We start from the raw sequence: 24,022 nt of genomic DNA, 5'->3' as shown, positions 1-24,022 counted from the left end.
CCGGTGGGCACGGCTATGAGGAACGTCATGAACGAGAAGAACGGCAGCAGCACCGCGCCGGTGGCGTACATGTGGTGCGCCCACACCGCGACCGAGAGCGCAGCGATGGCCAGCGTCGCGTAGATCAGCGTGGTGTAGCCGAAGATCGGCTTGCGGGAGAACACCGGGAATATCTCGGTCACGATCCCGAAGAACGGCAGCGCGATGATGTACACCTCGGGGTGGCCGAAGAACCAGAAGAGGTGTTGCCACAGCAGCACCCCACCGTTGGCCGGATCGTAGACGTGGGCGCCGAGGTGACGGTCGGCGGCCAGGCCGAACAGCGCCGCGGTGAGCAGCGGGAAGGCCAGCAGCACCAAGATCGACGTCACCAGGATGTTCCAGGTGAAGATCGGCATCCGGAACATGGTCATGCCGGGGGCACGCATGCAGACCACCGTGGTGATCATGTTGACGCCGCCGAGGATGGTGCCCAGACCGCCGACGGCCAGGCCCATGATCCAGAGGTCGCCGCCGGCGCCCGGTGAGTGGATGGCGTCGGTCAGCGGGGAGTACGCGGTCCAGCCGAAGTCCGCCGCGCCGCCGGGGGTGATGAACCCGCCCATCGCGATCAGCGCGCCGAACAGAAACAGCCAGAACGAGAAGGCGTTGAGCCGCGGGAACGCCACGTCGGGCGCGCCGATCTGCAGCGGCAGCACCAGGTTGGCGAAGCCGAACACGATGGGCGTCGCGTAGAACAGCAGCATCACCGTGCCGTGCATGGTGAACAGCTGGTTGTACTGCTCGTTGGACAGGAACTGCAGGCCCGGGACCGCGAGTTCGGTGCGCATGAACAGCGCCATCAACCCGCCGATGAAGAAGAACACGAAGCAGGCGACGCAGTACATCATCCCGATCAGCTTGTGATCGGTGGTGGTGACCAGCTTGTAGATCAGGTTGCCCTTGGGGCCCAGCCGCTCCGGAAAGGGGCGCCGAGCCTCGAGTTCTCCGATTGGGGGCGCTTCGGCTACCAAGAGATCCTCCAAAGGTCCTGCGCGGGGCGGGCCCCGCGTGTTTCGTTCTGAATCTTATCGCTCCGCGGGGGCCGGGTCAGCCTGGGTCCTACAAACTGTCGTAATTCGGCCTGGATCGGTGGTCCGACCGCTGAACGGGCGGTTCTCCGGCTGGATGTTACCGTCGGCCACGTGCTGATCAGCGGACCGCGGATGCGCTTGTGCGCCGCGGCATCGGCCGTGGTCACGGCGGTCGCGGTGACCTCGTGCGGGGCATCGGGCGATCCGGGCGGCGCCCCGCCCGCGGCGTCGTCGGTGGTGACCAGCACGACGAGCATCGCCGGCGCCGGTGTCCTGGGTAACGAACGCAGGCCCGACGAGTCCTGTGCCGCCGAACCGGCGCGGCTCGACCCGGGGCCGCGCGAGCGCCCCGTCCGTCACGCCGTCGGCGAGACGCGGGTGCCCGCGGACCCGCAACGCATCGTGGTGCTCTCCGGTGACCAGCTCGACGCGCTGTGCGCGCTCGGGCTGCAGGGCCGCATCGTCGCCGCGGCATTGCCCGACGGTTCGTCCGACCAGCCGTCCTATCTGGGCCGTGTGGTGCACGAGGTGCCGAAGGCCGGCAGCCGCAGTGATCCCGACCTGGCGGCGATCGAAGCGGCCCGCCCCGACCTCATCCTCGGTTCGCAGGCCCTCACCCCGCAGGCCTACCCCGCGCTGGCGGCCATCGCGCCCACCGTGTTCACCGGTCCGCCCGGTGTGGACTGGAAGGCCAACCTGCGCACGGTCGGCGCGGCCACCGGCCGCTTCGACGCCTCGGGCGGCCTGATCGACGGCTTCGACGAGGCCGCCCGCAGGACCGGAGCCGAGAACGACGCCGCACACTTCCAGGCCTCGGTCGCGCAGCTCACCGACACCACGCTGCGTGTCTACGGGGTGGACGACTTCGCGGGCAGCGTGCTCGCCGAGGTGGGGCTCGATCGCCCTGCCGCGCAGCGCTTCACCGACAGGCCCTATGTCGAGGTGGGCACCGACGACTCCCCCGACTACGCCGCCGCCGACGGCGACATCGTCTATTTGTCCTTCGCGTCGGCCGGCGCGCGTGAGCGTGCCGCCGAGGTGCTCGACAGTGACGCCTGGCGCGCGCTGTCGGCCACCAGGGACCACCGCGTGTTCACGGTCAACAACGAGATCTGGCACACCGGGCAGGGCATCGTCGCGGCGCGCGGCATCCTGGCCGACCTGCGCCAGGTGAACGCGCCGATCAACTGACCCCGCGCGCGATCAGGCTGTCGAGTTCGCTTGCGGCGGCATCATTCTCGGCGTCGACGCGGTCACGGTTGCGCCGGATGTCGGCGTCCAGGGTGGCGGCCCGGTCCTGCAGCGCCACCAGCTGATCGACGGTGCGGGCGCGCACCTCGCCCTCCGGGCCCGCGTCGCGCAGCACCTCGAGTTGCTCGGCGATGCGGGCCTGGCCGGCGAAGGCCTCGTCGCGCTCTTCGACCATCCGCTCACGCTCGCCCTCCAGCCGGCGGGCCGTCTCCCAGTGCCCCAGCACCCCGCTGAGCTCCCGGAACGTCGACTCGTCGAGCAGCCTGCGCGACAGCCATTCGCCGAGCTGGTCGGGCGAGAGCCGGTCGTAGCCGGCGCTGACCTCTGTCCGGTAGGACTCGAGCACCGTCAGTTCCGCATGCCCGTGCGCGGGCACGTCGATCCTGAACCGGTGGTGGGTGGCGGTCTGCTCGACCGGCGTGACCGCGCCGTCCAGTTGGTATCCGGTGCGTCGGCGCAGCTCGACCCACAGCTCGACCGCGGTGTCGCCGTCGTTGTCGGCGCGCCACACGTGCTGCTCGTCACGACGCTGCTCCTCGATCAGCCCCTCCCGGCCGAGCCGCACCTTCGTGGTCACCGTCCGGTAGCCGGTGGACTTCGCGCAACGCACCGCGAGGTCCTTGGCGAACGTCAGCCGCAGCTGGGCGCCGCGGGCGGTGTAGGGCAGCATCGCCTCCCCGGCGTAACTGCCGTCGTCGTACACCACGGCGGCGCCCTCCTCGAGCACCACGCCGGTGGTGTTGGTGAACACCAGCACGATGTCGGGCGCCGAGCCCGACCCGTCGCGCCAGACCCGCTCCCGGCGGGCGTCCTCGAGCCGGGTGGTCACCATCGGGACCATCGCCGACCCGCCGCGCGCCAACGTGACCGGCGCGGTCAGCCGGTACTCGAAATGCTCACCGCGGTCGCCGGTTTCGGAGTAGTCGGCGTCCTCGGCCCCGTCGGCATAGGCCATCTCCCGCGCCATCATGGCCCTCACGGGCATCGGAGCACCGCTCGGCGCGGGCGCCGAGGCGAGGCGATCCTCCTCCTCGACCACCGTCCGCCGCACCCACTTGCCGTGGTAGAGGTCGATGTCGAACGACACCGGCTGGCCGGTGGTGAGGGTCAGTGCCACGTCGGTCAGTTCCTCGTCGACGGGGTTGTGCACGATGGCCAGCCCGAGCAGCGTGACCGCCGCACCGTCGCACATCAATCGGTAGGACACCCGCCACACCGGTGCCGGCACCACGTAGGAGACCCGCACGGCGTCGGCGGCGCCGTCGAGGCGGACCGCCACGGTGCGCTGCTCCCCGGCCGTCGCGGCGCGCGACCGCTCCACCAGGTAGCCCAGGTCGTCTCGGGAGGGTTCCTCGACCAGGTCGATGCCGCGAACTCCGGCGAGGTCGACCAGGCGCAGTGCGCCCTCACCGGTCCGCAGCACCAGCAGTCGCTGCGGCGGGGCGGTGCCGCCGTCGGTCTCGTCCACGCCGATCACCTCACCCCGGTGAGCGCCACCCTCCGCGGTCACCTCGACGGTGCGGCCGCGCACGGCCTCGAGCAGGCCGGACAACGCCGCACCCGGCGTGAGCAGCAGGTTGCGGTCGGCCAGCAACGCGTCGGCATCGCTGGGCGTCTCGAATCCGACACCCCCGAAGGCGGCCGCCCCGCCGGCGACGCCGACCGCCAACGACTTCAGCACGTCGTTCATGTCGCCCCGGCGGAACGACAGCTCGAACGATCCGGCGGCCGGGCCGCTGCGCTCCAGGTAGGCCACGCCGTGCTTGTACATCACCAGGCGGGTGACCCGCGGTCGCTGATTCACCAGCCGATTCTATCGAAATACGTTGGCTGACATGGCTTTATCGCGAAGTGAAGAGATCGAGTAGTGTCGTCGGCGTGTTTCACGTCCTCACGTCGACCTACCTGCAGCCGCTCGACGTCATCGACAAGACCAGGCCCGCGCACCTCGCATGGCTCGAAGCGGAGGTCGGGGCCGGCCGCCTGGTGCTGGCGGGCCGGCAGGAATCGCAGGCGGGCGGGGTGCTCATCACCGGCGACATCAGCCACGAGGAGGCCGAGGCCGTGATGGCCGACGACCCCTATTTGCAGGCCGGCGTGGTGTCGTACACGCGGCTGTCGTTCAACGGCGCCTTCCGCGCACCGGGCCTATAGGGGATATCTCACATCCAGGCCGGGAGTAATCGGTCCGCAGGCCTTCGTTGTTCCCGATTGCATTCAAAAATCGACGAGCACTGAAGAGGACTGCATGACCACCGTCTCTGCCTACGCCGCGACCTCGGCCACCGAGCCGCTGACCAGGACCACCGTCACCCGCCGGCCGGTCGGACCACACGACGTCGCGTTCGACATCCACTTCGCCGGCATCTGTCACTCCGACATCCACACCGTGCGCGCCGAATGGGGCAGCGTGAAGTATCCGATCGTGCCCGGCCACGAGATCGCCGGTGTGGTCACCGAGGTGGGGTCAGAGGTGACGAAGTACCAGGTCGGCGACCGCGTGGGCGTCGGCTGCTTCGTCGACTCCTGCCGCGAATGCCCCGAGTGCCGCGCCGGCGACGAGCAGTACTGCACGGGCGGCGGCATGGTCGGCACCTACAACGGTGTGGGCCGCGACGGCGAGCCGACGCAGGGCGGGTACAGCGGTGCGATCGTCGTCGACGAGAACTACGTGTTGCGCATCCCCGAGAACATCGCTCTGGACGAGGCCGCGCCGCTGCTGTGCGCCGGGATCACCACCTACTCCCCGCTGCGGCACTGGGGCGCCGGGCCGGGCAAGTCCGTCGCGGTCATCGGCCTCGGCGGCCTGGGGCACCTGGCGGTGAAGCTGGCCGTCGCGATGGGCGCCGAGGTGACGGTGCTGAGCCAGTCGCTGAAGAAGATGGAGGACGGGCTGCGCCTCGGCGCGCGGGACTACCGGGCGACCAGCGACCGCAACACGTTCAAAGAGCTGGCGGGAACGTTCGACCTGATCATCAACACCGTATCGGCGAATCTGAACCTGGCCGACTACCTCAAACTGCTCAAGCTCGACGGCACCCTGGTCGAGCTCGGGATGCCGGAGAACCCGATGGCGGTTCCGGCGGGTGCGCTGATCTTCGGGCGGCGCAGCATCTCCGGTTCGCTGATCGGCGGGATCCGCGAGACCCAGGAGATGCTCGACTTCTGCGCCGAGCACGACGTGCGCCCCGAGATCGAGGTGGTCGCGCCGGAGTACGTCAACGAGGCCTACGAGCGGGTGCTGGCCAGCGACGTGCGGTACCGGTTCGTCATCGACACCTCGTCACTGCGTTAGACGACCGACGACAACGGCCGGAGCGGATATCCGCTCCGGCCGTCGTCTTCGAGGGCTCAGGCGCCCAGCGTGCGCTGGATGTCGCCCTTCATCGCATTGAGCTGCGAACCCCAGTAGCCCCAGCCGTGCGTGCCGTTGGCCGGGAAATTGAAGGTCGCGTTGCTGCCACCGTCAGCCGTGTAGGCCTCCTGGAACGCCCGATTGCTGTCCTGGGTGATGCTCTCCAGCAGCTGACCGGGGATGTCACCGCCGCCACCGAGGTCACCCGGCCTGCCGTTGCCGGTGTACACCCAGATCCGGGTGCCGTTGGCCGCCAGCCGGCCCGCCTGCAGCGTCGGGTCGTTGCGCTGCCACGCCGGGCCGCCGCCCGGTCCCCACATCGCCGTGGCGTCGAAGCCGCCGGCGTCACGCATCGAGAAACCGACCAGCGTCGGCCAGATGCCCTGGGACAGGTTGAGGAAACCGGAGAGCGAGCCCGCATACGAGAACTGGCCCGGGTGGTAGGCGGCCAGGATCAGCGCCGAGCTACCCGACATCGACAGCCCGACCACGGCATTGCCGCTGGGCGAGATGCCCTTGTTGGCCGAGAGGTAAGCGGGCAGTTCGGACGTCAGGAACGTCTCCCACTGGTAGCTCTGCGTCCTGCCGTTGCCGACGGCCGGGCTCTGCCAGTTGGTGTAGAAGCTCGACATGCCGCCGACCGGCATGACCACCGACAGGCCGGACTGGTAGTAGTTCTCGAACGCGGCGGTCTCGATGTCCCAGCCGCTGTTGTCGTCGCGGGCACGCAGCCCGTCGAGCAGGTAGACCGCCTTGGGTCCGCCGCCCTGGAACTTCACCGGGATGTCGCGGCCCATGGCCGCAGACGGCACCATCAGCGTCTCGACCGGCAGACCCGGCCTCGAGTAGGCCGCCGCAGTGGCCGCTCCGCCGGCGACGGTGATCAGTCCCGGCAGCATGAGCGCCGCCAGTACGCCCGCCGCGAGGCGGCGGACCGATCGGGGTAGTGATGTCATCTCTCATCGCTCCATCTGAATTTGTGCCGCCGTGCGCGGCATGTCACAGGAACCCGCGGACCCGGACCGCAGAAGGCGTACCCGGGTCGAGATGCCGCTGCTTGGCATCCCCCGCGTTCTGAAAGTCCAGCAACCGAAGGTTTCGGCGCTGACATGGACTTTGTCGCCCTGCGGTACCCCGCTGTTACGGCGCCAACCCTGATCGGGCGCCCGACGTCACCGATACGTCATCGGCGGGCACCGCCGCGATGGAGCTACTTCTTGCGCTGACTCTCGGCGTACTCCTCGGGCCGGTTCTTCTTCATCCACGCCCGCATCGGCCAGAACAGCAGCCACAGCACCGGATAGACCGTGACGTAGAAAAGGCCGTAGCACGCGAGCCCGAACAGCACGCCGACCACCCAGGCCGGGTAGACGATCACCAGACAGAACTGGATGAACTGCTTGAGCACCACCGGGTACCCGTCGGCCCAGCTCCACACCGCTTTCGGGCTCATGGCGTGCACCATCTCCCGCCAGGTCGACTTCTTGTCCTCGGCGGCCGCGGCCTGCACCGGCTGACCGGGTTCCTGGGGTGTGGCCAGCGGGTCGATGCTCATGGTCACCGTCTTCCTGTGAGGTACCTGCGAACCGAGGTGTACGGCAGGGCCGTTGCATTCGCGGTGCGCAAACTAGTCTTCACATGTTGGAGTTCGATTGGACGACTTCCGGGGAGCTCGTGTCGGACTCCCCCGGCCGCGAACGGACGGTGTCGCTTGGACTTCCTGCTGCTGGGGCCGCTGACCGTGCTGCGTGACGGCGAACCCCGGCCTCTGGGCGGCCTGCGGCAGCGAGCGGTTCTGGCCGCGTTGCTCCTCAATGCCGGCCGCGAGGTCGAGGTCGACCGGCTGATCGACCATGTCTGGCATGACGCCGCGCCACGGAAACCGGTCCTGTCGCTACGTGCCTACATCGCCAACCTGCGCCGGATCCTCGGCGCGGACCTCGGCCTGAGCACCGGTACCAGCGCCTACTGCCTCCACGTCGGAAATCACCGGATCGATGCCAGGGACTTCGAGAGCCTGATCGAGCGGGGGAGGCGCCAACTCGACAGCGGAGACGCCGCGGGTTCGGCGCGGACGCTGGAGCAGGCACTGGGACTCTGGCGGGGCACGCCCCTGTCGGATCTGCGCAACGAGGTGTTCGTCCAGCAGGAGGTGCACCGCCTCGAGACGTTGCGCGCCGACGCAGTGGAGGCCCGGTTCGAGGCGGAGCTCCGACTCGGTCACGCCGAGGCATCGATCGCGGGCCTCGCGCTCGAAGTCGCCGCGAATCCCATGCGGGAGTCCCTCTCGGGTCTGCTGATGGTGGCGCTGTACCGCGCCGGGAGGCGTTCGGAAGCACTTCGCGCCTACGCGCAGTTGACGGACGTGCTCCGCGAGGAGCTCGGCGTGCGGCCGGGCCTGCCGCTGCAGCGCCTCGCCCAGCAGATCCGCGACGAGTCCCCCGAACTCGACTGGCGGCCCGCCGGTCCCGGCCGGGCGCCTGCGCCGGCGAGCGACGCCGGCGAGGGCGCGCTGCACGGACGCTCCACGGAGCTCGGTCGTCTTCGCGCCGCGCTGACCGCCGCAGCCGCGGGCCGGGGCAGCATCGCCGTGCTCACCGGCGACAGCGGTGTCGGCAAGACGGCATTGGCGACCGAACTGGCCAGTGCTGCAGACGAACTCGGTATGTCGGTGACATGGGCCGGCCATGCGGGCGACGTGGTGCGGCCGCCGATGTGGGCATGGAACGAGGTGATCGGGCAGTCGAGTGCTGCTCCGGAGGACTCCGGCGGTCACGCCGAGTACGACCTCGCGCAGGCCACCGCGAAGGCCGTTGCCGTGCAGTCGAAGACATCGCCCGCCATCGTCGTGCTCGACGACCTGCACAGGGCCGACGGGCTCACCTGCGACGTGCTCGAGCTGCTGTCCGACGGCGTGCACCGGCTGCCCCTGCTGATCGTCGCCACCTGGCAGGCCGGTGGCGACGAGCGCCCGCTGCGCGCGGACGCCTTCGACCGGCTGTTGAGCCGGGCCCACATCACCACGCTCACCTTGCGCGGCATCGACGTCGAGGCGACCGGCGCGCTGATCAACGAGCTGTCGGGAATCCAGCCGACCCCCGAGTTCACCGCGGCGGTGTGGAGCCGCACCGGCGGGAATCCGTTCTACATCGGTGAGCTGATCCGGCTGCTCCACGACAGCGGGCGCCTACACGCCTCCACCCGGGTGATCGACGGTGACGACGTCCCCGACGCGGTCTCCGGCATCGTCCGCAGGCGGATGGCAGACCTGCCCGCCGCCACGCGCACGGTGCTCACCGCGGCGGCCGTCACGGGGATGGAGTTCCCGGTCGCCCGGTTGGCGTCGGCGTTGCACGTGGACGCGCATGCCGCGGCGGCCGACCTCGAGCCCGCACTGGCCGCCGGTCTGCTGCAGGACTCCGCCGACCAGTTCGGTTCCTACCGCTTCAGCCACGGGCTGGTGCGCGACGCGATCGCGTCGCAGATCGCCGGGGTGGCCCGCGCCGAACTCCACGCCGACCTGGCACGGGCCTACTCGGCGACGTCGGCCGGCCTCACGCCGCAGGAAGCGGCGGACGGCGCGCTGCACGCCTGGCGTGCGGGTGACGCGCTCGACCCGCACGTCGCGCTCGCGCTGATCGACGCGGCGCGGCGCGATGCGTGGACACGGTCGATGTACGCCGAAGTGGCCGAACTGGACCGGCGGGCCCTGGCGGTGTGCGGTCGGCTGCCCGCCGATCCGCGACGTACCGCCCGCGAGACCGATCTGCGGATGCAGCTGGCCTCCGTCGAGGCCGTGGTGAACGGTCAGAGTTCGATGGGGGTGCTCGAGGAGTTGCGGCGCTCCTCGGAGACGGACGCCGACGCCGAGCAGTTCACCGTGGCGGTGGCGATGGGCTGCCTGGAGGCGTGCGGGTCCGGGCGCTATCACGAGGCGCGGGTGCTCTCCGACGGGCTGATCGCCTATCACGGCTCGACCGGTGACGGGCTGGCCGCATCGGCCGGGTACTACACCCGGGCACTCGCGCAGTTCATGCGCGGGCAGCTCGACTCCTGCGTGGACACCTTGGAACGGCTGCGCGAGCAGTCGACCGACTGGGAACGGTACGGGGCGCTGGCCTCGTTCGACGTCATCGCCTACGGCGTGGGGTGTCACGCCCATGCGTTGCGCGGCGACCTGGATGCGGCCGAGTCGGCGATCGCGCACGGGGTGGCACTGGGCAGCGCGCGCAACGACGGCTTCGGCACGGTGGTCGTCCGCACCGCGGCGGTGCAGCTGTCCGCGATGCTCGGCGACGTCGACGGGCTGGCGCAACGCGCGGACCGGGTTCTGGGCGAACTCACCGAACTCGGTGTCGAGCAGTTCATTCCGGGCGCCCGACTCATCCGCGGGTGGGCGCTCGCGACGGGTCCGGACGGCGTCGACACCACCGACGACATGCGCGACGCGATCGCCGCGCATGCGCAGGGCGGCCGACGGATCTTCTCGCCGCTGTACTACGCACTGCTCTCCGACGTCGAGGCCGTCTACCGGGATCGGGCGAGCGCGGTGGCCGCGCTGGATGCGGCGGAACGCATCTCGACGGCCACCGGTGAGCGGGTGTGGGACGCGATGCTGTCCGCGCGCCGCCTCACGCTGCGCGCCACCGTCTAGCGCGCTTCCCTCCCCGGCTCGGTCCAGGCCCGCCCCCTTGACTCGACGCCCGGTCGCTGTCAGAGTCCTGATCGATCGATCAGTTTTTTCGTCGCCCGCCGCACTGCGGCGCCAACCGGAGGTGAAGACATGGGTGACCGCGTAGCAGGCAAGGTCGCATTCGTCACGGGAGCGGCCCGGGGCCAGGGCCGCAGCCACGCCCTGAGACTCGCCCAGGAAGGCGCGGACATCATCGCGGTGGACGTCTGCGGGCCGGTCAGCAGCAGCAGCGTGATCCCGCCGTCCACCCCGGACGACCTGGCCGAGACCGCCGATCTGATCAAGGGGCAGAACCGCCGCATCGTCACCGCCGAGGTCGACGTCCGCGACTACGACGCCCTGAAGGCCGCCGTGGACAGCGGTGTCGAACAACTCGGGCGCCTGGACATCATCGTCGCCAACGCAGGCATTGGCAACGGCGGCCAGACGCTGGACAAGACCAGCGAGCGGGACTGGCAGGACATGATCGACGTCAACCTGTCCGGGGTGTGGAAGACGGTCAAGGCCGGTGTGCCGCACATCCTCTCGGGTGGGCGCGGCGGTTCGATCGTGCTCACCAGCTCGGTCGGCGGCCTCAAGGCCTATCCGCACACCGGCCACTACATCGCCGCGAAACACGGTGTGGTCGGCCTGATGCGGACCTTCGCGGTCGAGTTGGGCGAGCATTCGATCCGGGTCAACTCCGTGCACCCGACCAACGTCAACACCCCGATGTTCATGAACGAGGGAACGATGCGGCTCTTCCGCCCCGACCTGGCAGAACCCGGCCCGGACGACATGGCGGTCGTCGCCAGGATGATGCACGTGCTGCCCGTCGGATGGGTCGAGCCCGAGGACATCAGCAACGCCGTGCTGTTCCTCGCCTCCGACGAGGCGCGTTACGTGACCGGGCTCCCGGTGACGGTGGACGCGGGCAGCATGCTGAAGTGACGTGTCACCGGCTCCTCTTGACCGACGGCGCGTCCGCGTCGTACCGGACGAGAAAGCGCTCGAGGAACGCGCGCATCTGATCGTGCCCGTCGGTGACACCGATGGCGATCTCGTTGCACAGGCTGCGCGCCATCTGTGCCACCAGCATCGAGACGACGACCGGCGGATAGTCGTCGAGGTCCACGCCGTGGGTGCGCAGTGCGACGGTCACCGCCGCGGTCTCGATGTCGCGCACGCGCTCGGCGTAGGCCTTCAGTTCGGCGCCGATCACCTTGCGGTGGTTGGCCATCGCCATGAACTCGGTGTTGAGCCCGGTGCGGCGGGGATCGGAGTTGATCGCCCACAGCGCCCGCAGGGGGTTGTCCTCGGTGAGCGCCTTGCGCATCTCCGCCAGGGACATCTCGGCTCCGGCCCGCAACACCGCCAGGAACAGATCGTCCATCGTGTCGAAGTAGTAGTAGACCAGCGCCGGCTTCACACCGGCCACAGCGGCGACCCGCCGCGAGGTCGCCGCGGCATAGCCTTCGTCGCGCATGATTTGAGCGGCGGCGTCGATCAGGCGCAGCCGCGCGCCGGCGTCCTTCGCCTTCGGCTTCCTCGGGGCAGCCATCTCAGCAGTCTCCACGATCCGTTGTCGCCTCGGGCGATTCGCCGTCGGCGGCCCGTGTCTTGACCACCGTAATCGACGCGTGGTATCCATGACCAGTCACTGAATTTGATCGATCGATCAGTTTTTGGAGGGCATCGCCGATGTCTGCGTCACTCCGACGTGTCCGCGTCGATCCACGGCTGTGCGAGGGGCACGCGCTCGGCATCGACCTCGCACCCGAGGTGTTCGACCTGGATGCCTGTCCGCGCGGCGCGATCAGCGTTGTATCCGAGCAGCATTCATCGAATGACCGGACCGGAAGGACGGCGGCGGCATGACCGATCTGGCTTCAGTGGACTACTTCACCGATCCGGCGACCGCCCAGGATCCCTACGGCTATCTGGAGTGGCTGCGCAGCCATGGTCCGGTGTACCGGGAACCGCACCACGGTGTGGTTGCCGTGACGGGCTACGCGGAGGTGATGGCGGCGTTCAAGGACTTCGATTCCTTCTCCGCGGTCAATGCGATCGGCGGCCCGTTCCCGCCGCTGCCGTTCGAGCCCGAGGGTGACGACATCACCGAACAGATCGAGGCGCACCGGCACGAGTTCCCGATCTTCGAACACATGGTGGTGATGGACCCGCCCGCACACGAACGGGCCCGGTCGCTGCTGAGCAGGCTGCTGACACCGCGGCGACTCCAGGAGAACGAGGAGTTCATGTGGCGGTTGGTCGACGACCAGCTCGACGAGTTCATCGCCAACGGCAGATGTGAGTTCCTCTCCGAATACGCCCGCCCCTTTGCGACTCTCGCGATCACCGACCTGCTCGGCGTGCCGGCCGAGGACCGCGCCGAGTTCCGCCGCGCGCTGGGCGCCGAGAAGCCGGCGGGTAACCGGGTGGGTGCGCTCGACGGTGAGCCGGTGGGCCTGAATCCGCTGGAGTACCTCGATGACAAGTTCTGCGGATACATCTCCGAGCGGCGACGCGAACCCCGCGAAGACGTGCTCGGCGGTATGGCGTGTGCGACCTATCCCGACGGTTCGGTTCCGGAGGTGATCGAGGTAGCCAAGCCGGCGACCTTCCTGTTCGCGGCGGGCCAGGAGACCGTCACCAAGTTGTTGAGCGCGGCCGTGCAGACCCTCGGGGACCGCCCGGAGTTCCAGCAGATCCTGCGCGAGCACCGTGAGTTGATACCGGCGTTCATCGAGGAGTCCCTTCGCCTGGAGAGTCCGACCAAGGTGGACTTCCGGCTGGCCCGTAAGACGACGACGCTGGCAGGGGTGCACATCCCGGCCGGCACCGTGCTGATGCTCTGCCTCGGCGCGGCGAACCGGGATCCACGTAAGTTCGACGAGCCGAACGAGTTCCGGTTGGACCGAAAGAACGTCCGCGAGCACATCGCGTTCGGCCGGGGAATCCACACCTGCGCAGGCGCTCCCCTGGCTCGCGTGGAGGGACGCATCACCGTGCACCGGCTCCTCGACCGGATGCGGGACATCACCATCAGCGAGTCCGACCACGGTCCCGCCGACGGCCGTCGTTACGGCTACGAGCCGACGTTCCTGCTGCGCGGCCTCACCGAACTGCACATCGAGTTCAGCCAGGCGGGCTGATCAGTGCCGGTCGCCGACCGCGAATGCGCGTCGCAACGCCTCGAGCTGGCTGTGGTGAAAGCGTTGCGCCACCGACGTCTTCGGCGCCACCGCATCGAATCCGTGGAACGCACCGGGCACCACGTCCAACTCGCACCGCACGCCGGCCTCCCGTAACCGGCTCGCGTACTGCACGGCTTCGTCGTGCAGGATGTCCAACGTCCCCACGCCGATCCATGCCGGCGGCAGGCCGGTGAGGTCGTCGCGGCGGCCCGGTACGGCGCTGGCGGGGTCGGCATCGCCCAGATAGGACTGCCAACCGAACAGGTTGCTCTCGCGGCTCCACATCCGCCGGTGCCTGCGGTGTGGATCCGGCCGCCGCGCGCTGCGATCGTCCAGCATGGGATAGCGCAGGATCTGAGCCGCCAGCGCGATCTCCGAACGATCGAGGGCCAGCTGCGCGAGTGCCGCGGCCAGACCGCCTCCCGCACTCGCACCGGCGACGGCGATGCGCGTGCGGTCGACCCCGTGATGCCCGGCCAGCCAGGAGAGCGCCGCGTAACAGTCGGTCAGCGGGACGGGGTGCGGGTGTTCCGGTGCGAGCCGGTAGTCGACGGCCCCGACCGTGGCACCGAGTTCGCGGGACAGCCGCAGGCACAGTCCGTCGTCCATTCCCGGGTGGCCGAGCACGAATCCGCCGCCGTGGATCCAGAGCAGTCCGGGAGTGCCACGTCCCGGCGGGTCACCCGGGGGCCGGTGGATGCGGACGCTGACGCCGGACGGCAACCGCACGATCTGCACCCCGTCAGCGCCGGACGACCGGCGGCTTCCCGGTATCCGGCGGAACACCCTGGCCGTCAACGGGGTCACCAGCGTGCGCGGCAGAAGCCGTGCGACGCGGCGTAACTCGGGATGAAACGGATCGGCTCCGGCCACCCTCAACCCATGCCGATACGGATGTTCTTCACCTGCATGAACTCGTGGAGTCCGTCGACGCCACCGGTGCGCCCGAAGCCGCTCTTCTTGTAGCCGCCATAGGGCCCCTGCGGGGAGATGATGCTCAGCTGATTGATCCACACCGAACCCGCCTCCAGCCGCCGTGCGACGCGATGGGCACGAGCGAGGTCACGGGTGTGGACGAACGCGTTCAGCCCGTACGGGGTGTCGTTGGCGAGGCGCAACGCCTCGGCTTCGTCGTGGAATCGGATGACCGACACCACCGGACCGAACGTCTCGGTCTGTGCGAGTGCCGAGGAGTTGTCGACGTCGCCGAAGACGGTCGGTTCGATGTAGTAACCCGGCGCGAGGCCGCCACCGATCCGGCTGCCGCCGAGCAGCAGCTCCCCCGACTCCTGCGCCACCGCATCGCCGATGACGCCGAGGATGCGGTCGGCTGAGCCGGCGCTGATCACCGGGCCGAAGAACACCGTCGGGTCCAGCGGGTCGCCGATCTTGGCGGCGCCGACCGTGGCGAGAAACCTCTCGAGGAACGCGTCGTACACCGCGTCATGGACCAGCACGCGGCTCGCGCACGCACAGCTCTGGCCGGACTGCATCAGCGGTCCCTGATGGGCCGCCATCGCCGCGGCCTGATCGAGGTCGGCGTCCTCGAACACCACGTTCGCCGACTTGCCTCCCAGTTCGGCCACCACCGGCGTCAGGTTCGCCGCCGCGGCGACCAGCACCCGGCGTGCCGTGGCGTCGCCTCCGGTGAAATGCACCTTACGGATGCCGGGGTGGCGGACGAGTGCCTCGCCACCCTCGGCGCCGGCCGGCACGACGTTGACCAGCCCCGGCGGCAGGCCCGCCTCGATGCACAGTTCGCCGAACCGCAGCGCGGCCATCGGTGCGAGCTCAGAGGGCTTGAGCACCACGGCATTCCCCGCGGCCAGTGCGGGCGCCACACACGACGCGGCGACCGCCAGCGCACCGTTCCACGGGGTGATCACCGCGACGACGCCGTAGGGTTCCCGCTCGATGAGGTTGACGTCGAACGACCCGTTGACCGGCGAACTGGTGCCGTGCGGCTTGTCGGCGTAGCCGGCGAAGTGACGGATGAACCACTCGAGCATCAGCGCGGTGCCGGCGAAGGAGATCGGCACCGCGTAGTCGTGCACGTTGAGCAGGGCGAGTTCGTCGAGGTGGTCGCGCACGACGTCGGCCAGGTCGACCATGATGTCGCGGCGCCGGTCCACGGTCAGCGACATCCAGACCCGGTGCGCCTCCCAGCCCGAGGCGACGGCGCGGTCCATCTCGGCCGCTCCCGCGAGGGTGACGGTGGCATTGGGCGCACCGGTGGCGGGGTAGATGTGCTCGTGGCGACCGCCGGTGGACGCGGTGACGGGTTCGCCGTCGATCAGCAGACCGCTGGGCAGCGACAGTGCGGTGCTCACCGCGGGACGCTCGCTTCAGCCCGCCACTCCTCGAGCACCCGCTCCTTCTGTCGCCCGATCTCGTCGTTGAGCTGCGAGGCCTTCGCCCAGCCGTAATAGGCGGCGAAATGCAATGCCAGTTCGTCCATTTCGGTGAACGAGATGTCCCGGCTCTTCAAAGCGGCGTAGACGTGGCTCAGGATCGGATACGGCGCATCCTGGAACGCCACACACGCAACGGTGACGAAGCGACGTTCCCTCATGCCCAGTCCCGGGCGCTGCCACATCTCGCCGAACACGAAGTTGAGGATGCCCGCGCCGGAGTACGGGTTGTCACGCGTGGGCACATACGGCACACAGTTGACGTCGCGGAAGGCCTGTTCACCGCTCGCGAGGCGGTCCTCCGGCTCGCTCGGCGTCACCAGCGGCAACAGCGGGTCGGGTTGCGGGGGCTGCAGTCCGCGCCTGCGATGGATCCGGTCCCACTGCTCGTCGACGATCATGTTGAACCGCGAGGCCTTGGGCCAACCGCTGTAGACGGCGAAATGCAGTACCGTCTCCCGCATCTCGGTGATCGTCAGATCACCGCTGTTGAGCGCGGCGTAGACGTGGTCGCGTAACGGGCCCTCGGCGTCGGCGGCTGCGACGCAGGGCAGCGTGACGAACCGCCGGTTGCGACGGCTGAGTCCCGGCCGGTCCCAGACCTCGCCGAAGACGAAGTCGACCAGGCCGACGGACGCGGGTGTCATGTCATCGGGGGCGCTGAAGGTCATCACGTCGGAGAAGGCATGCCGCCCGCGGGTCGAGCGTTCGGTGTCCGTCGTCGTCATCTGGTGTCTCCACTCATCGCAGGGTGACGCCCGCGTCGACCTTGAACTCGAGGCCGGTCACGTAGCGGGATTCGTCGGAAGCCAGGAACAGCACCGCGTTGCTGATGTCGATCGCCTCGGCCATCACGATCGGCATGGCGTTGAGGAAGATCGGCACGAGATCGGGCCGCGCCTCGGCGAGCAGGCTGTGCAGCGACGCGGGCTGCATCCCCGTCTCGACACCCGTCGGGTGCACGGTGTTCACCCGGATGTTCTGTGCGGCAAGCTCGTTGGCGAGCGCTCGGCTCAATCCCACCACGCCGTGCTTGGACGCCGTGTACGGCGTGTGCAGCGGTGTGCCCTTCAGCCCGGCCGCCGAGCTGATGTTGATCAGGCTGCCACCGCGGTCGATGAGATGCGGCAGCGCGGCGGCACACGTGTTCCACGTTCCGATCAGGTTCACGTCGACGACGGTGCGCCACTGCTCGGGCGTGGTGGTGTCCCAGGTGCCCACGGTCAGCACGCCCGCGTTGGCCACCGATGCGTCCAGTCCGCCGAGTTCGGTGACGCCGTCCGCCACAGCGGCCGCCAGCGCAGCGGCGTCGCGCACGTCGACGACGTGGGTCACCGCACGCCTGCCGTGCTTTTCGACCAGTCGCGCGGTCTCCTCGAGGTCGTCGCGGGTCGCCATCGGATACTCGACGTCGGGCAGCGACGCGCAGATGTCGACGAGGATGACGTCGGCGCCTTCCTCGGCCAGTCGCACCGCATGGCTGCGGCCCATGCCGCGGGCCGCGCCGGTGACCAGGACCCGCTTGCCCGCGACCCGTCCGGGTGATGACGTCATCCCGGCCTACAGCTTGTTGCAGAAGCCGGCGTCCACCGGGAACGTGACCCCGGTGACGTACTTGGCCGCGTCCGACACCAGATAGGCGATCGCCGCGCTGATGTCCTCGGGTTCGAGCAGTCCGACCGGCATCGGGTTCTGCAGGTGCGGGCCGCCCCCCGGATAGTTCTCCAGGAACGACGTCATCGCCGGGTTCACCGCCATCATCGTGTTCACCGCCGTCGGATGCACGGTGTTGACCCGGATGCTCTCGGCGGCAAGCGCATTGGACAGCGTACGCATCAGTCCGACGATCCCGTGCTTCGACGCGGCGTACGCCAGGCCGCCGCCCTGCAGGCCGCCGAAGCCGCGAAGGCCCGCTGTGGAACTGGTGAAGACGATCGACCCGCCCCGGCCGCCGGCGATCAGATGCGGGATCGCCGCTTTCGCGGTGTGGAAGGCGCCCACCAGGTTGACGTCGAGCACGTCGGTCCACTGCTCGAGTTCTTCCTCGATGGTCAGTTCCCGGAACGCCATCGTGGCGATACCCGCGTTGGCGCAGACGATGTCGAGGCGACCGAAGTGCTGCACGCCCGCGGAGAGCGCGGCGTCGATGGCGGCGTAGTCGCGGACATCGGCGACCGACCCGAGCATCTTGCCCCCGGCGCGCTCGACGAGCGCGATGGTCTCGTCGAGTTCTTCGCGGCTGGCCATCGGGTAGCCGTTGGACGCGATGTCGGCGCAGATGTCGACACCGATGATGTCGGCGCCGTCGGCCGCGAGGCGCACGGCGTGACTGCGCCCCTGGCCACGGGCGACTCCGGTGATGAATGCGACCTTGCCGTCCAGAGAACCCATGTATCCGCTCCATTGCGCCGGTCACATGCCGACGGCGATGTGACGTGAGTAACCGTGTTACACGAGGTACAGTAACGCGGTTACTCGCGGACGGCAAGGGAGGTGTTCATCAGGTGGCCAGCGCGGAACGAACCGCCGGCGGACGCGCCGGGAGCAGGGATGCCATTCTCGACACCGTCGCCGAACTGCTCGAAACCGAAGGCTACGACGCGGTTCAGCTGCGTGAGGTGGCCCGCCGCAGCCGGACGTCTCTGGCCACCATCTACAAGCGCTACCCGAACCGGGACGAACTGATCATCGCGGCGTTGCACTCATGGATGGACGAGCACCGGTACTCGGGCCTGGTGCATCAGACCCACACCTCCGACGAGTCGGTCTACGACGGGATGATGCGGGTGCTGCGCAGCATCTTCGAGCCGTGGGAACACCATCCGGCGATGCTCACCGCGTTCTTCCGCGCCCGTGCCGCGCCGCGCGGACAGCAGATCTTCCGTCGCGGTCTCGACATCACCGTTCCGTCGTTCATGCAGGTGCTCGAGGGCGTCGACGACGCGTTCGTCCGCGATCTCGAAACCATTCTGTCCACTGTGATCTACGGGCTCCTCGGCCGGTTCGCGGCGGGCGAGATCGCGATCACCGACATCCTGCCCAGCCTCGACCGCACCGTGTACTGGCTGACGGCCGGCTATCAGGCGACCGGGCGCGCGGCGGTCAGATCTGACGCATCTCCGTCTCGTTGATCGTGAACCCGTGCTTGTAGAAGTCGTTCACGATGAACGTCTTGTAGGGGTCGTTGCGGATCGTCCAGCCGTTGGCGCGGTAGGTCTCACCGGGACCCAGCACGACGTCGCCGTCCGCGGGGGGAAGCGTCCCGCTGAACCAGAACATCTCGCCGGTCCCGCGCACCACGGCGAGGCTCGGCTGCGGTGAATAGGGAGCGATTGACGGGGATGTGCCGAACGGCTGGCCGTTCGACATCCCGCACACCGCCATCGGCCCGCCACCGCGTGGGACGTCATCGGTGCTGATGAGGCACCGCACGTTCCCGTCCTGGACACGAACCACCTGGTCGCCCTCGGCGGCGACCGCCTGCGCGGCGAACGGAGACGCGGTCACGGCGATCACTGCCGCCGACGCCACGACGAGTGCTCCAAGCATGGCCATCCCGATTCGAGTCGACATCCTTGTCGAGTCGTGATGCTTCCACTTTTCGCGGCTACGGATGGCCGGATTCGGGCGAATGGTTCGTTTGCCAGTGGAACGCCGCCCGGCGCGCTATAGAGCCTGGGCTAGAAGTCCCAGTCCTCGTCGGTGGTGACGACGGCCTTGCCGATGACGTAGCTGGACCCGGACCCGGAGAAGAAGTCGTGGTTCTCGTCGGCGTTGGGTGAGAGCGCCGACAGGATCGCCGGGTTCACGTCGGTCTCGTCGCGCGGGAACAGCGCCTCGTAGCCGAGGTTCATCAACGCCTTGTTGGCGTTGTAGCGCAGGAACTTCTTGACGTCCTCGGTCAGTCCCACCTCGTCGTAGAGGTCCTGGGTGTACTCGACCTCGTTGTCGTAGAGCTCGAACAGCAGCTCGTAGGTGTAGTCCTTGAGTTCGGCCTTGGTCGCCTCGTCGTGCTGGGCCAGGCCGCGCTGATACTTGTAGCCGATGTAGTAACCGTGCACGGCCTCGTCGCGGATGATCAGCCGGATCATGTCGGCGGTGTTGGTCAGCTTGGCCCGGCTCGACCAGTACATCGGAAGGTAGAAGCCGGAGTAGAAGAGGAAGCTCTCGAGCAGTGTGGAGGCCACCTTGCGCTTGAGCGGCTCGTCGCCCTTGTAGTACTGCATGACGATCTCGGCCTTGCGCTGCAGGTTCGGATTCTCCTCCGACCACCGGAACGCGTCGTCGATGTCGGCCGTCGAGCACAGCGTCGAGAAGATGTTGCTGTAGCTGCGCGCGTGCACCGACTCCATGAACGCGATGTTGGTGTACACCGCCTCTTCGTGCGGGGTGAGTGCGTCGGGGATCAGGCTGACCGCGCCGACGGTGCCCTGGATGGTGTCGAGCAGGGTCAGGCCGGTGAAGACCCGCATCGTCAACTGCTTCTCGTGGGCGTTGAGCGTGTTCCAGGACGGGATGTCGTTGGACACCGGAACCTTCTCCGGCAGCCAGAAATTACCGGTCAGCCGGTCCCAGACCTCGGCGTCCTTCTCGTCCTGCACCCGGTTCCAGTTGATCGCCGAGACGCGGTCGATCAACTTCATGCCATCGCTCACCAGAACCCCACTTCACCAGGCTTTTCATGTCTTGTCTGCAGCCGCCCCGCAGCAATCACGACACTACTCGTAGTAGCCGACACGTCCGGTCAACCCAAGATATTGGGTTTGCGGCGTGTCGTGGGCCGCGTCATCACGTCGTCGCGGCGAGCCCGTGTTCGACGGCGTAGAGGCCCGCGCCGATGCGGTTCGAGACGCCGATCTTGGCGTAGATCCGCTCAACGTGGTTGCGCGCCGTCTTCTCCGAGATGGTCAGCGCCGAGGCGATCTGCCGGTTCGACGCGCCGCGGGCCAGCAGGCCGAGCACCTCGATCTCGCGCGGTGTGAGTCCGCCCGGCCGCAGACCTGCCCGGCCGTCCCGATGTCCGGCCGCCTGCAGCACCGCCTCCGCCGCCGCGGCGTCGAGTTCGCCGGCGCGCACCCGGTCGGCCAGCCGCCGGGCGGCGGCATCGGCCGACAAACGTTCGCGGTAGGGACGCGGTTCGCAACCGGACTGGTAGGCGACGGCCGCGGCCAGGATGCGGTCGGGGACGCTCAACGACGCGGCGCCAAGGCCACGCGGGTAGCCGGACCCGTCGAGCGCCTCGTGGTGGTTGCCCGCCAGCTCGGCGACCTGCCGCAGGCCCGGCACCTGGTCGAGGATGCGCACCGTCAGGTACGGGTGGAGCCGCACCCGCTCGAGGTCACCCGTTCCGAGCGGGCCGGGCCGCGACCACACCTGATTGGAGACGCCGATGCGTCCGAGGTCGTGCAGGTGCCCCGCGCGGCGCAACAGTCCGACGGCCGCGGCGTCAAGCCCTGCGACGGCGCCCGCACCGGCGGCCAGTTCGGCCACCGCTCGCGAATGGCCCAGCGTGAACGGGCATTTGAGGTCGACGAAGTCGCCGAGTGCGACCAGCAGGACGTCGAGTTCGTCGTCGCCGAGGCGCCGCCCGCGGTCCGGCGCCTCGCGCAGTGCCGCGTCCCATGCGTTCCCCGTGGCCGGGCCGGCCAGGATCGCGTCGGCGTCGGTGACGAACGCGTCGACGACCTGCGGATCGAACTGTCCACCGCGCCTGCTCCGTGCCATCGCGACCGCGCCGCCCGGGCCGTAGGTGCGGTGATGCACCTCGACCATGTCTGCCAGCGCGGCGACACGGATCGCGATCGGGAGCTGCGCGCCGGACGCACCTGCGGGCAGGCCGCCGCCGTCGTAGCGCTCGAACGTGTAGGCCACCGCCGACTGCACGTCGTCGCCGAGCCCGATACGCGAGGCAAGGGTGGCCGCGGAGATGCAGTGCGAGTGCACCAGTTGGGCAATGTGCCCGCGGGCGTTGGCGAACAGCGTGGCCGCGACGCTCAGCCGGTGCAGCAGCGGCTCGCCGCGCCCGACGTTGCCGAGCAGGAAGCGCAGGTAGGGCAGGCCCGACCAGTCCACCAGATACGAGCCCTGCCGCACCGCGATGTCGTCGCCGAACCAGCGGGCGTACTCGTGCGAGTCGGCATGGCAGCCGATCCACATCACCAGTGCGGTGTAGTAGATGCAATCCCGCTGCTCCCGCGGCAGCCCGAGCCGGTCGGCGATCCGGGTGCCGATCAGCGCCGACCGCAGCATGTGCTCGGCGGGCTGGCCCAGGCCGAGGTCGATCGCCACCGACAGCGCCGCCAGCACCTCGGCCCGGCTCGGGCGCTGCGCCGTCGGAGCGGGCGTCATCACCGGATTCTCCCCGACCCGCCCAGCCTGGTCAGCGGAATGACGTGCGGCCCACCGCACTGTGCCGGTCGGCGTCGAAGTTCTCGAAGTGGCCGGTGCCCGCCACGCACACCCCGCGTTGCGGCAACCGGAAGTCGCCGAGTGACGCCTGCGTGGCCAGCGGGCCGACGGGACCGAGGTCTTCGCCGCGGAGCGTCGCGCGGGAGCCGGCCACGGCCCACACCCGCCGCGGCGCGACCATGTACCGCTGGCCGTTGGCCGCCGTGCCCGCCAGCCGGATCGCTCCGGTGCGCAGTGCCAGTCCGGCGACCCGGCTGATCATGCCGAGTGTGGTGCGACTCGTCCACGCCGCCTCGGGCAGCAGCACACCGACGGCACTCATCGCGCGGGTGGCGGCCGTCGGTGCGATGTCGACCGTCCAGTCGAGCAGGCCGGGCAGCGCGATCGACAGCGACCACGGACCGGTCCAGACGACGTCGATGTCGCAACGCACCGGGTCGTTCTCGGTGGCCGAGCTGAAGTAGCGGGCGCAGCTCTGCGGTCCGGGCGTGGTGGCATAGAAGGTCCAGTCGCCTGCCGGGTCGCGATGCCACACCGACAGGTAGCCCGGCGCGAAGGTGGTCGCGGGGAACTGCCGGTAGGCCAGGTAGTGGCCGCTGCGGAACGGCAGGCCCATGATGCCGAAGCCGACGAACCGCTCGTCGTCTCCGGCGGGGAGCACCGGGTCTGACGTGACGGCCTCGACGATGTCGCGTGGTGAGGTGGTCCGAGGTGAGCTGATCGTGTTCATGCGACCGATCGTGCGGCGATCCGGGTGCTCGGCGCATGAGGCATTCGCCTCAGTGCTCGAGTGTCAGGCGACGTTCTCGCGGCGCCGGACGCCCTCGTGCAGCGGCAGATCGGGGTCGAGCTTGATGCCGAGCAGGTCGCAGGTGCCGCCGATCGCGCCGACCATGATCGTGGTCAGATGCGCGACGAAATCGTCGGTCGACATCCGGCGGGGGGTCTCGACGCCCAGACCGAGCCACCAGTCGGTGGCCGAGGCGATCGACCCGAAGGCGGCGTACGCGGCCAGTTCCAGCCCATCGGCGTCCAGTTCGATCTCGCGCAGTTCCTTGTCGAACATGCTGGCCATCGCCAGGGTGATCTCGCGGCTCTCGTTGAGCGCGCGCATGGTCGATTCGCTCTGCTCGGCGAAGCGGCCCTGGATCAGGAAGCGGATGACGTTGGGGTGCTCGTCGACCAGGCGCACGTATTGCTCCACGCTGCGCCGGATGATCTCGCGGCCCGGGTCGGTGGTCAGGTCGATCGACGGGAAGATGGCCGCCCACAACATGTCCCGCAGCCGCTGGCCGATCGCCTGGAACAGGTCGGACTTGTCGGCGAAGTGCCGGTAGATCTTGGGCTTGGCGGTGCCGGCTTCCTCGGCGATCTCGCGAAGGCTCAGATCGGGGCCCAACCGGTCGATCGCCCGGAAGGCGGCGTCAACGATCTCCGACCGCACTTTCTTGCGGTGTTCGCGCCAGCGTTCGCTGCGGGCGTCCACCTTGGCGCCCGTTTCGTCACCGGTGCGTGACCTCGACCCTCGTCGCACGGGCTCACTGTACCCGGCCCGTAGCCGCTGACCTGCTCATAGCCGACGTGTGACGCATTCCTTACCGCCGCTGGCCTGCGGTTCGCCCGCGCAGAGGGGATCCGCCGACTTGGGTACTATC

At 69.0% G+C, this 24,022-nt stretch carries 22 protein-coding genes; 7 read left to right on the top strand and 15 right to left on the bottom strand.

Annotated features, from left to right (window positions below):
- A partial coding sequence (locus ACPCHZ_RS27795; protein WP_423487698.1) for a cbb3-type cytochrome c oxidase subunit I occupies positions 1 to 1,013 on the bottom strand: 1,013 nt, incomplete at its 3' end.
- Between the two features lie 171 nt (positions 1,014 to 1,184).
- On the opposite strand from ACPCHZ_RS27795, the gene ACPCHZ_RS27790 reads away from it, so the two are divergent.
- The gene (locus tag ACPCHZ_RS27790) at positions 1,185 to 2,264 is read left to right on the top strand and encodes an iron-siderophore ABC transporter substrate-binding protein (protein WP_423487697.1); all 1,080 of its coding nucleotides are present in this window, start codon (positions 1,185 to 1,187) and stop codon (positions 2,262 to 2,264) included.
- Here ACPCHZ_RS27790 and ACPCHZ_RS27785 read toward each other — a convergent pair.
- Entirely contained in the window at positions 2,257 to 4,128 is a 1,872-nt protein-coding gene (locus tag ACPCHZ_RS27785; protein WP_423487696.1) for a hypothetical protein, read from the bottom strand. The two genes, ACPCHZ_RS27790 and ACPCHZ_RS27785, sit on opposite strands and share 8 nt — an antisense overlap.
- Positions 4,129 to 4,202: 74 nt before the next feature.
- On the opposite strand from ACPCHZ_RS27785, the gene ACPCHZ_RS27780 reads away from it, so the two are divergent.
- Both ACPCHZ_RS27780 and ACPCHZ_RS27775 read left to right on the top strand, forming a co-directional pair.
- Complete coding sequence (locus tag ACPCHZ_RS27780) at positions 4,203 to 4,478, top strand: YciI family protein (RefSeq protein WP_423487695.1); 276 nt, start codon at positions 4,203 to 4,205, stop codon at positions 4,476 to 4,478.
- A 94-nt stretch (positions 4,479 to 4,572) separates the two neighbouring features.
- The gene (locus ACPCHZ_RS27775; protein ID WP_423487694.1) at positions 4,573 to 5,619 is read left to right on the top strand and encodes an NAD(P)-dependent alcohol dehydrogenase; all 1,047 of its coding nucleotides are present in this window, start codon (positions 4,573 to 4,575) and stop codon (positions 5,617 to 5,619) included.
- Between the two features lie 56 nt (positions 5,620 to 5,675).
- On the opposite strand, the gene ACPCHZ_RS27770 is transcribed toward ACPCHZ_RS27775, so the two are convergent.
- Together ACPCHZ_RS27770 and ACPCHZ_RS27765 are read right to left on the bottom strand one after the other, a co-directional pair.
- Entirely contained in the window at positions 5,676 to 6,635 is a 960-nt protein-coding gene (locus ACPCHZ_RS27770) for an esterase family protein (RefSeq protein WP_423487693.1), read from the bottom strand.
- Between the two features lie 254 nt (positions 6,636 to 6,889).
- The gene (locus ACPCHZ_RS27765) at positions 6,890 to 7,234 is read right to left on the bottom strand and encodes a hypothetical protein (protein WP_423487692.1); all 345 of its coding nucleotides are present in this window, start codon (positions 7,232 to 7,234) and stop codon (positions 6,890 to 6,892) included.
- A gap of 156 nt (positions 7,235 to 7,390) precedes the next feature.
- Between ACPCHZ_RS27765 and ACPCHZ_RS27760 the strand changes: the two genes are divergently transcribed.
- Both ACPCHZ_RS27760 and ACPCHZ_RS27755 read left to right on the top strand, forming a co-directional pair.
- Positions 7,391 to 10,333 (top strand): BTAD domain-containing putative transcriptional regulator, encoded by a 2,943-nt coding sequence (locus ACPCHZ_RS27760; protein WP_423487691.1) that lies wholly within the window; start codon positions 7,391 to 7,393, stop codon positions 10,331 to 10,333.
- A 129-nt stretch (positions 10,334 to 10,462) separates the two neighbouring features.
- Positions 10,463 to 11,302 carry a mycofactocin-coupled SDR family oxidoreductase gene (locus ACPCHZ_RS27755; protein ID WP_423487690.1) on the top strand — a complete coding sequence of 280 codons (840 nt, stop codon included), beginning with the start codon at positions 10,463 to 10,465 and terminating at the stop codon, positions 11,300 to 11,302.
- A gap of 4 nt (positions 11,303 to 11,306) precedes the next feature.
- On the opposite strand, the gene ACPCHZ_RS27750 is transcribed toward ACPCHZ_RS27755, so the two are convergent.
- A complete protein-coding gene (locus ACPCHZ_RS27750; protein ID WP_423487689.1) occupies positions 11,307 to 11,912 on the bottom strand; it encodes a TetR/AcrR family transcriptional regulator in 606 nt (201 codons plus the stop codon).
- Positions 11,913 to 12,225: 313 nt separating this feature from the next.
- Between ACPCHZ_RS27750 and ACPCHZ_RS27745 the strand changes: the two genes are divergently transcribed.
- Positions 12,226 to 13,506 carry a cytochrome P450 gene (locus ACPCHZ_RS27745; RefSeq protein WP_423487688.1) on the top strand — a complete coding sequence of 427 codons (1,281 nt, stop codon included), beginning with the start codon at positions 12,226 to 12,228 and terminating at the stop codon, positions 13,504 to 13,506.
- Here the strand turns inward: ACPCHZ_RS27745 and ACPCHZ_RS27740 are convergent, their stop codons facing one another.
- From ACPCHZ_RS27740 to ACPCHZ_RS27720, 5 genes are read right to left on the bottom strand one after another with little or no spacing between them, the layout of a single operon-like run.
- Positions 13,507 to 14,421: an alpha/beta hydrolase gene (locus ACPCHZ_RS27740; RefSeq protein ID WP_423487687.1), complete on the bottom strand. Its 915-nt coding sequence runs from the start codon at positions 14,419 to 14,421 to the stop codon at positions 13,507 to 13,509.
- A 2-nt stretch (positions 14,422 to 14,423) separates the two neighbouring features.
- The gene (locus tag ACPCHZ_RS27735) at positions 14,424 to 15,878 is read right to left on the bottom strand and encodes an aldehyde dehydrogenase family protein (RefSeq protein WP_423487686.1); all 1,455 of its coding nucleotides are present in this window, start codon (positions 15,876 to 15,878) and stop codon (positions 14,424 to 14,426) included.
- A complete protein-coding gene (locus ACPCHZ_RS27730; RefSeq protein ID WP_423487685.1) occupies positions 15,875 to 16,687 on the bottom strand; it encodes a carboxymuconolactone decarboxylase family protein in 813 nt (270 codons plus the stop codon). The genes ACPCHZ_RS27735 and ACPCHZ_RS27730 overlap by 4 nt, the downstream gene beginning before the upstream one ends.
- A 13-nt stretch (positions 16,688 to 16,700) precedes the next feature.
- Complete coding sequence (locus ACPCHZ_RS27725; protein WP_423487684.1) at positions 16,701 to 17,513, bottom strand: mycofactocin-coupled SDR family oxidoreductase; 813 nt, start codon at positions 17,511 to 17,513, stop codon at positions 16,701 to 16,703.
- A gap of 6 nt (positions 17,514 to 17,519) precedes the next feature.
- Positions 17,520 to 18,350 carry a mycofactocin-coupled SDR family oxidoreductase gene (locus tag ACPCHZ_RS27720; protein WP_423487683.1) on the bottom strand — a complete coding sequence of 277 codons (831 nt, stop codon included), beginning with the start codon at positions 18,348 to 18,350 and terminating at the stop codon, positions 17,520 to 17,522.
- A gap of 113 nt (positions 18,351 to 18,463) precedes the next feature.
- On the opposite strand from ACPCHZ_RS27720, the gene ACPCHZ_RS27715 reads away from it, so the two are divergent.
- Positions 18,464 to 19,090 carry a TetR family transcriptional regulator gene (locus ACPCHZ_RS27715; RefSeq protein WP_423487682.1) on the top strand — a complete coding sequence of 209 codons (627 nt, stop codon included), beginning with the start codon at positions 18,464 to 18,466 and terminating at the stop codon, positions 19,088 to 19,090.
- Here the strand turns inward: ACPCHZ_RS27715 and ACPCHZ_RS27710 are convergent.
- The 5 genes from ACPCHZ_RS27710 to ACPCHZ_RS27690 all read right to left on the bottom strand — a co-directional run bounded on the left by ACPCHZ_RS27710 (position 19,062) and on the right by ACPCHZ_RS27690 (position 23,901).
- A complete protein-coding gene (locus ACPCHZ_RS27710) occupies positions 19,062 to 19,514 on the bottom strand; it encodes a hypothetical protein (protein WP_423487681.1) in 453 nt (150 codons plus the stop codon). The genes ACPCHZ_RS27715 and ACPCHZ_RS27710 overlap by 29 nt on opposite strands.
- Before the next feature lie 125 nt (positions 19,515 to 19,639).
- Positions 19,640 to 20,602: a class 1b ribonucleoside-diphosphate reductase subunit beta gene (nrdF, locus tag ACPCHZ_RS27705; protein ID WP_423487703.1), complete on the bottom strand. Its 963-nt coding sequence runs from the start codon at positions 20,600 to 20,602 to the stop codon at positions 19,640 to 19,642.
- Positions 20,603 to 20,747: 145 nt separating this feature from the next.
- On the bottom strand, positions 20,748 to 22,307 hold the full coding sequence (locus ACPCHZ_RS27700; protein ID WP_423487680.1) for an HD domain-containing phosphohydrolase: 1,560 nt from the start codon (positions 22,305 to 22,307) through the stop codon (positions 20,748 to 20,750).
- Positions 22,308 to 22,338: 31 nt separating this feature from the next.
- Positions 22,339 to 23,097, bottom strand: coding sequence for a hypothetical protein (locus tag ACPCHZ_RS27695; RefSeq protein ID WP_423487679.1), 759 nt, complete (start codon positions 23,095 to 23,097; stop codon positions 22,339 to 22,341).
- A 63-nt stretch (positions 23,098 to 23,160) separates the two neighbouring features.
- Positions 23,161 to 23,901, bottom strand: a complete 741-nt coding sequence (locus tag ACPCHZ_RS27690) for a TetR/AcrR family transcriptional regulator (protein WP_364971452.1) — start codon at positions 23,899 to 23,901, stop codon at positions 23,161 to 23,163.
- Positions 23,902 to 24,022 lie beyond the last annotated feature (121 nt).

Origin of the sequence: Mycobacterium sp. NPDC050041 (genome assembly GCF_049541695.1) — a bacterium.
Taxonomy (GTDB): domain Bacteria; phylum Actinomycetota; class Actinomycetes; order Mycobacteriales; family Mycobacteriaceae; genus Mycobacterium.
This window is presented reverse-complemented; position numbering and strand designations above follow the sequence as displayed.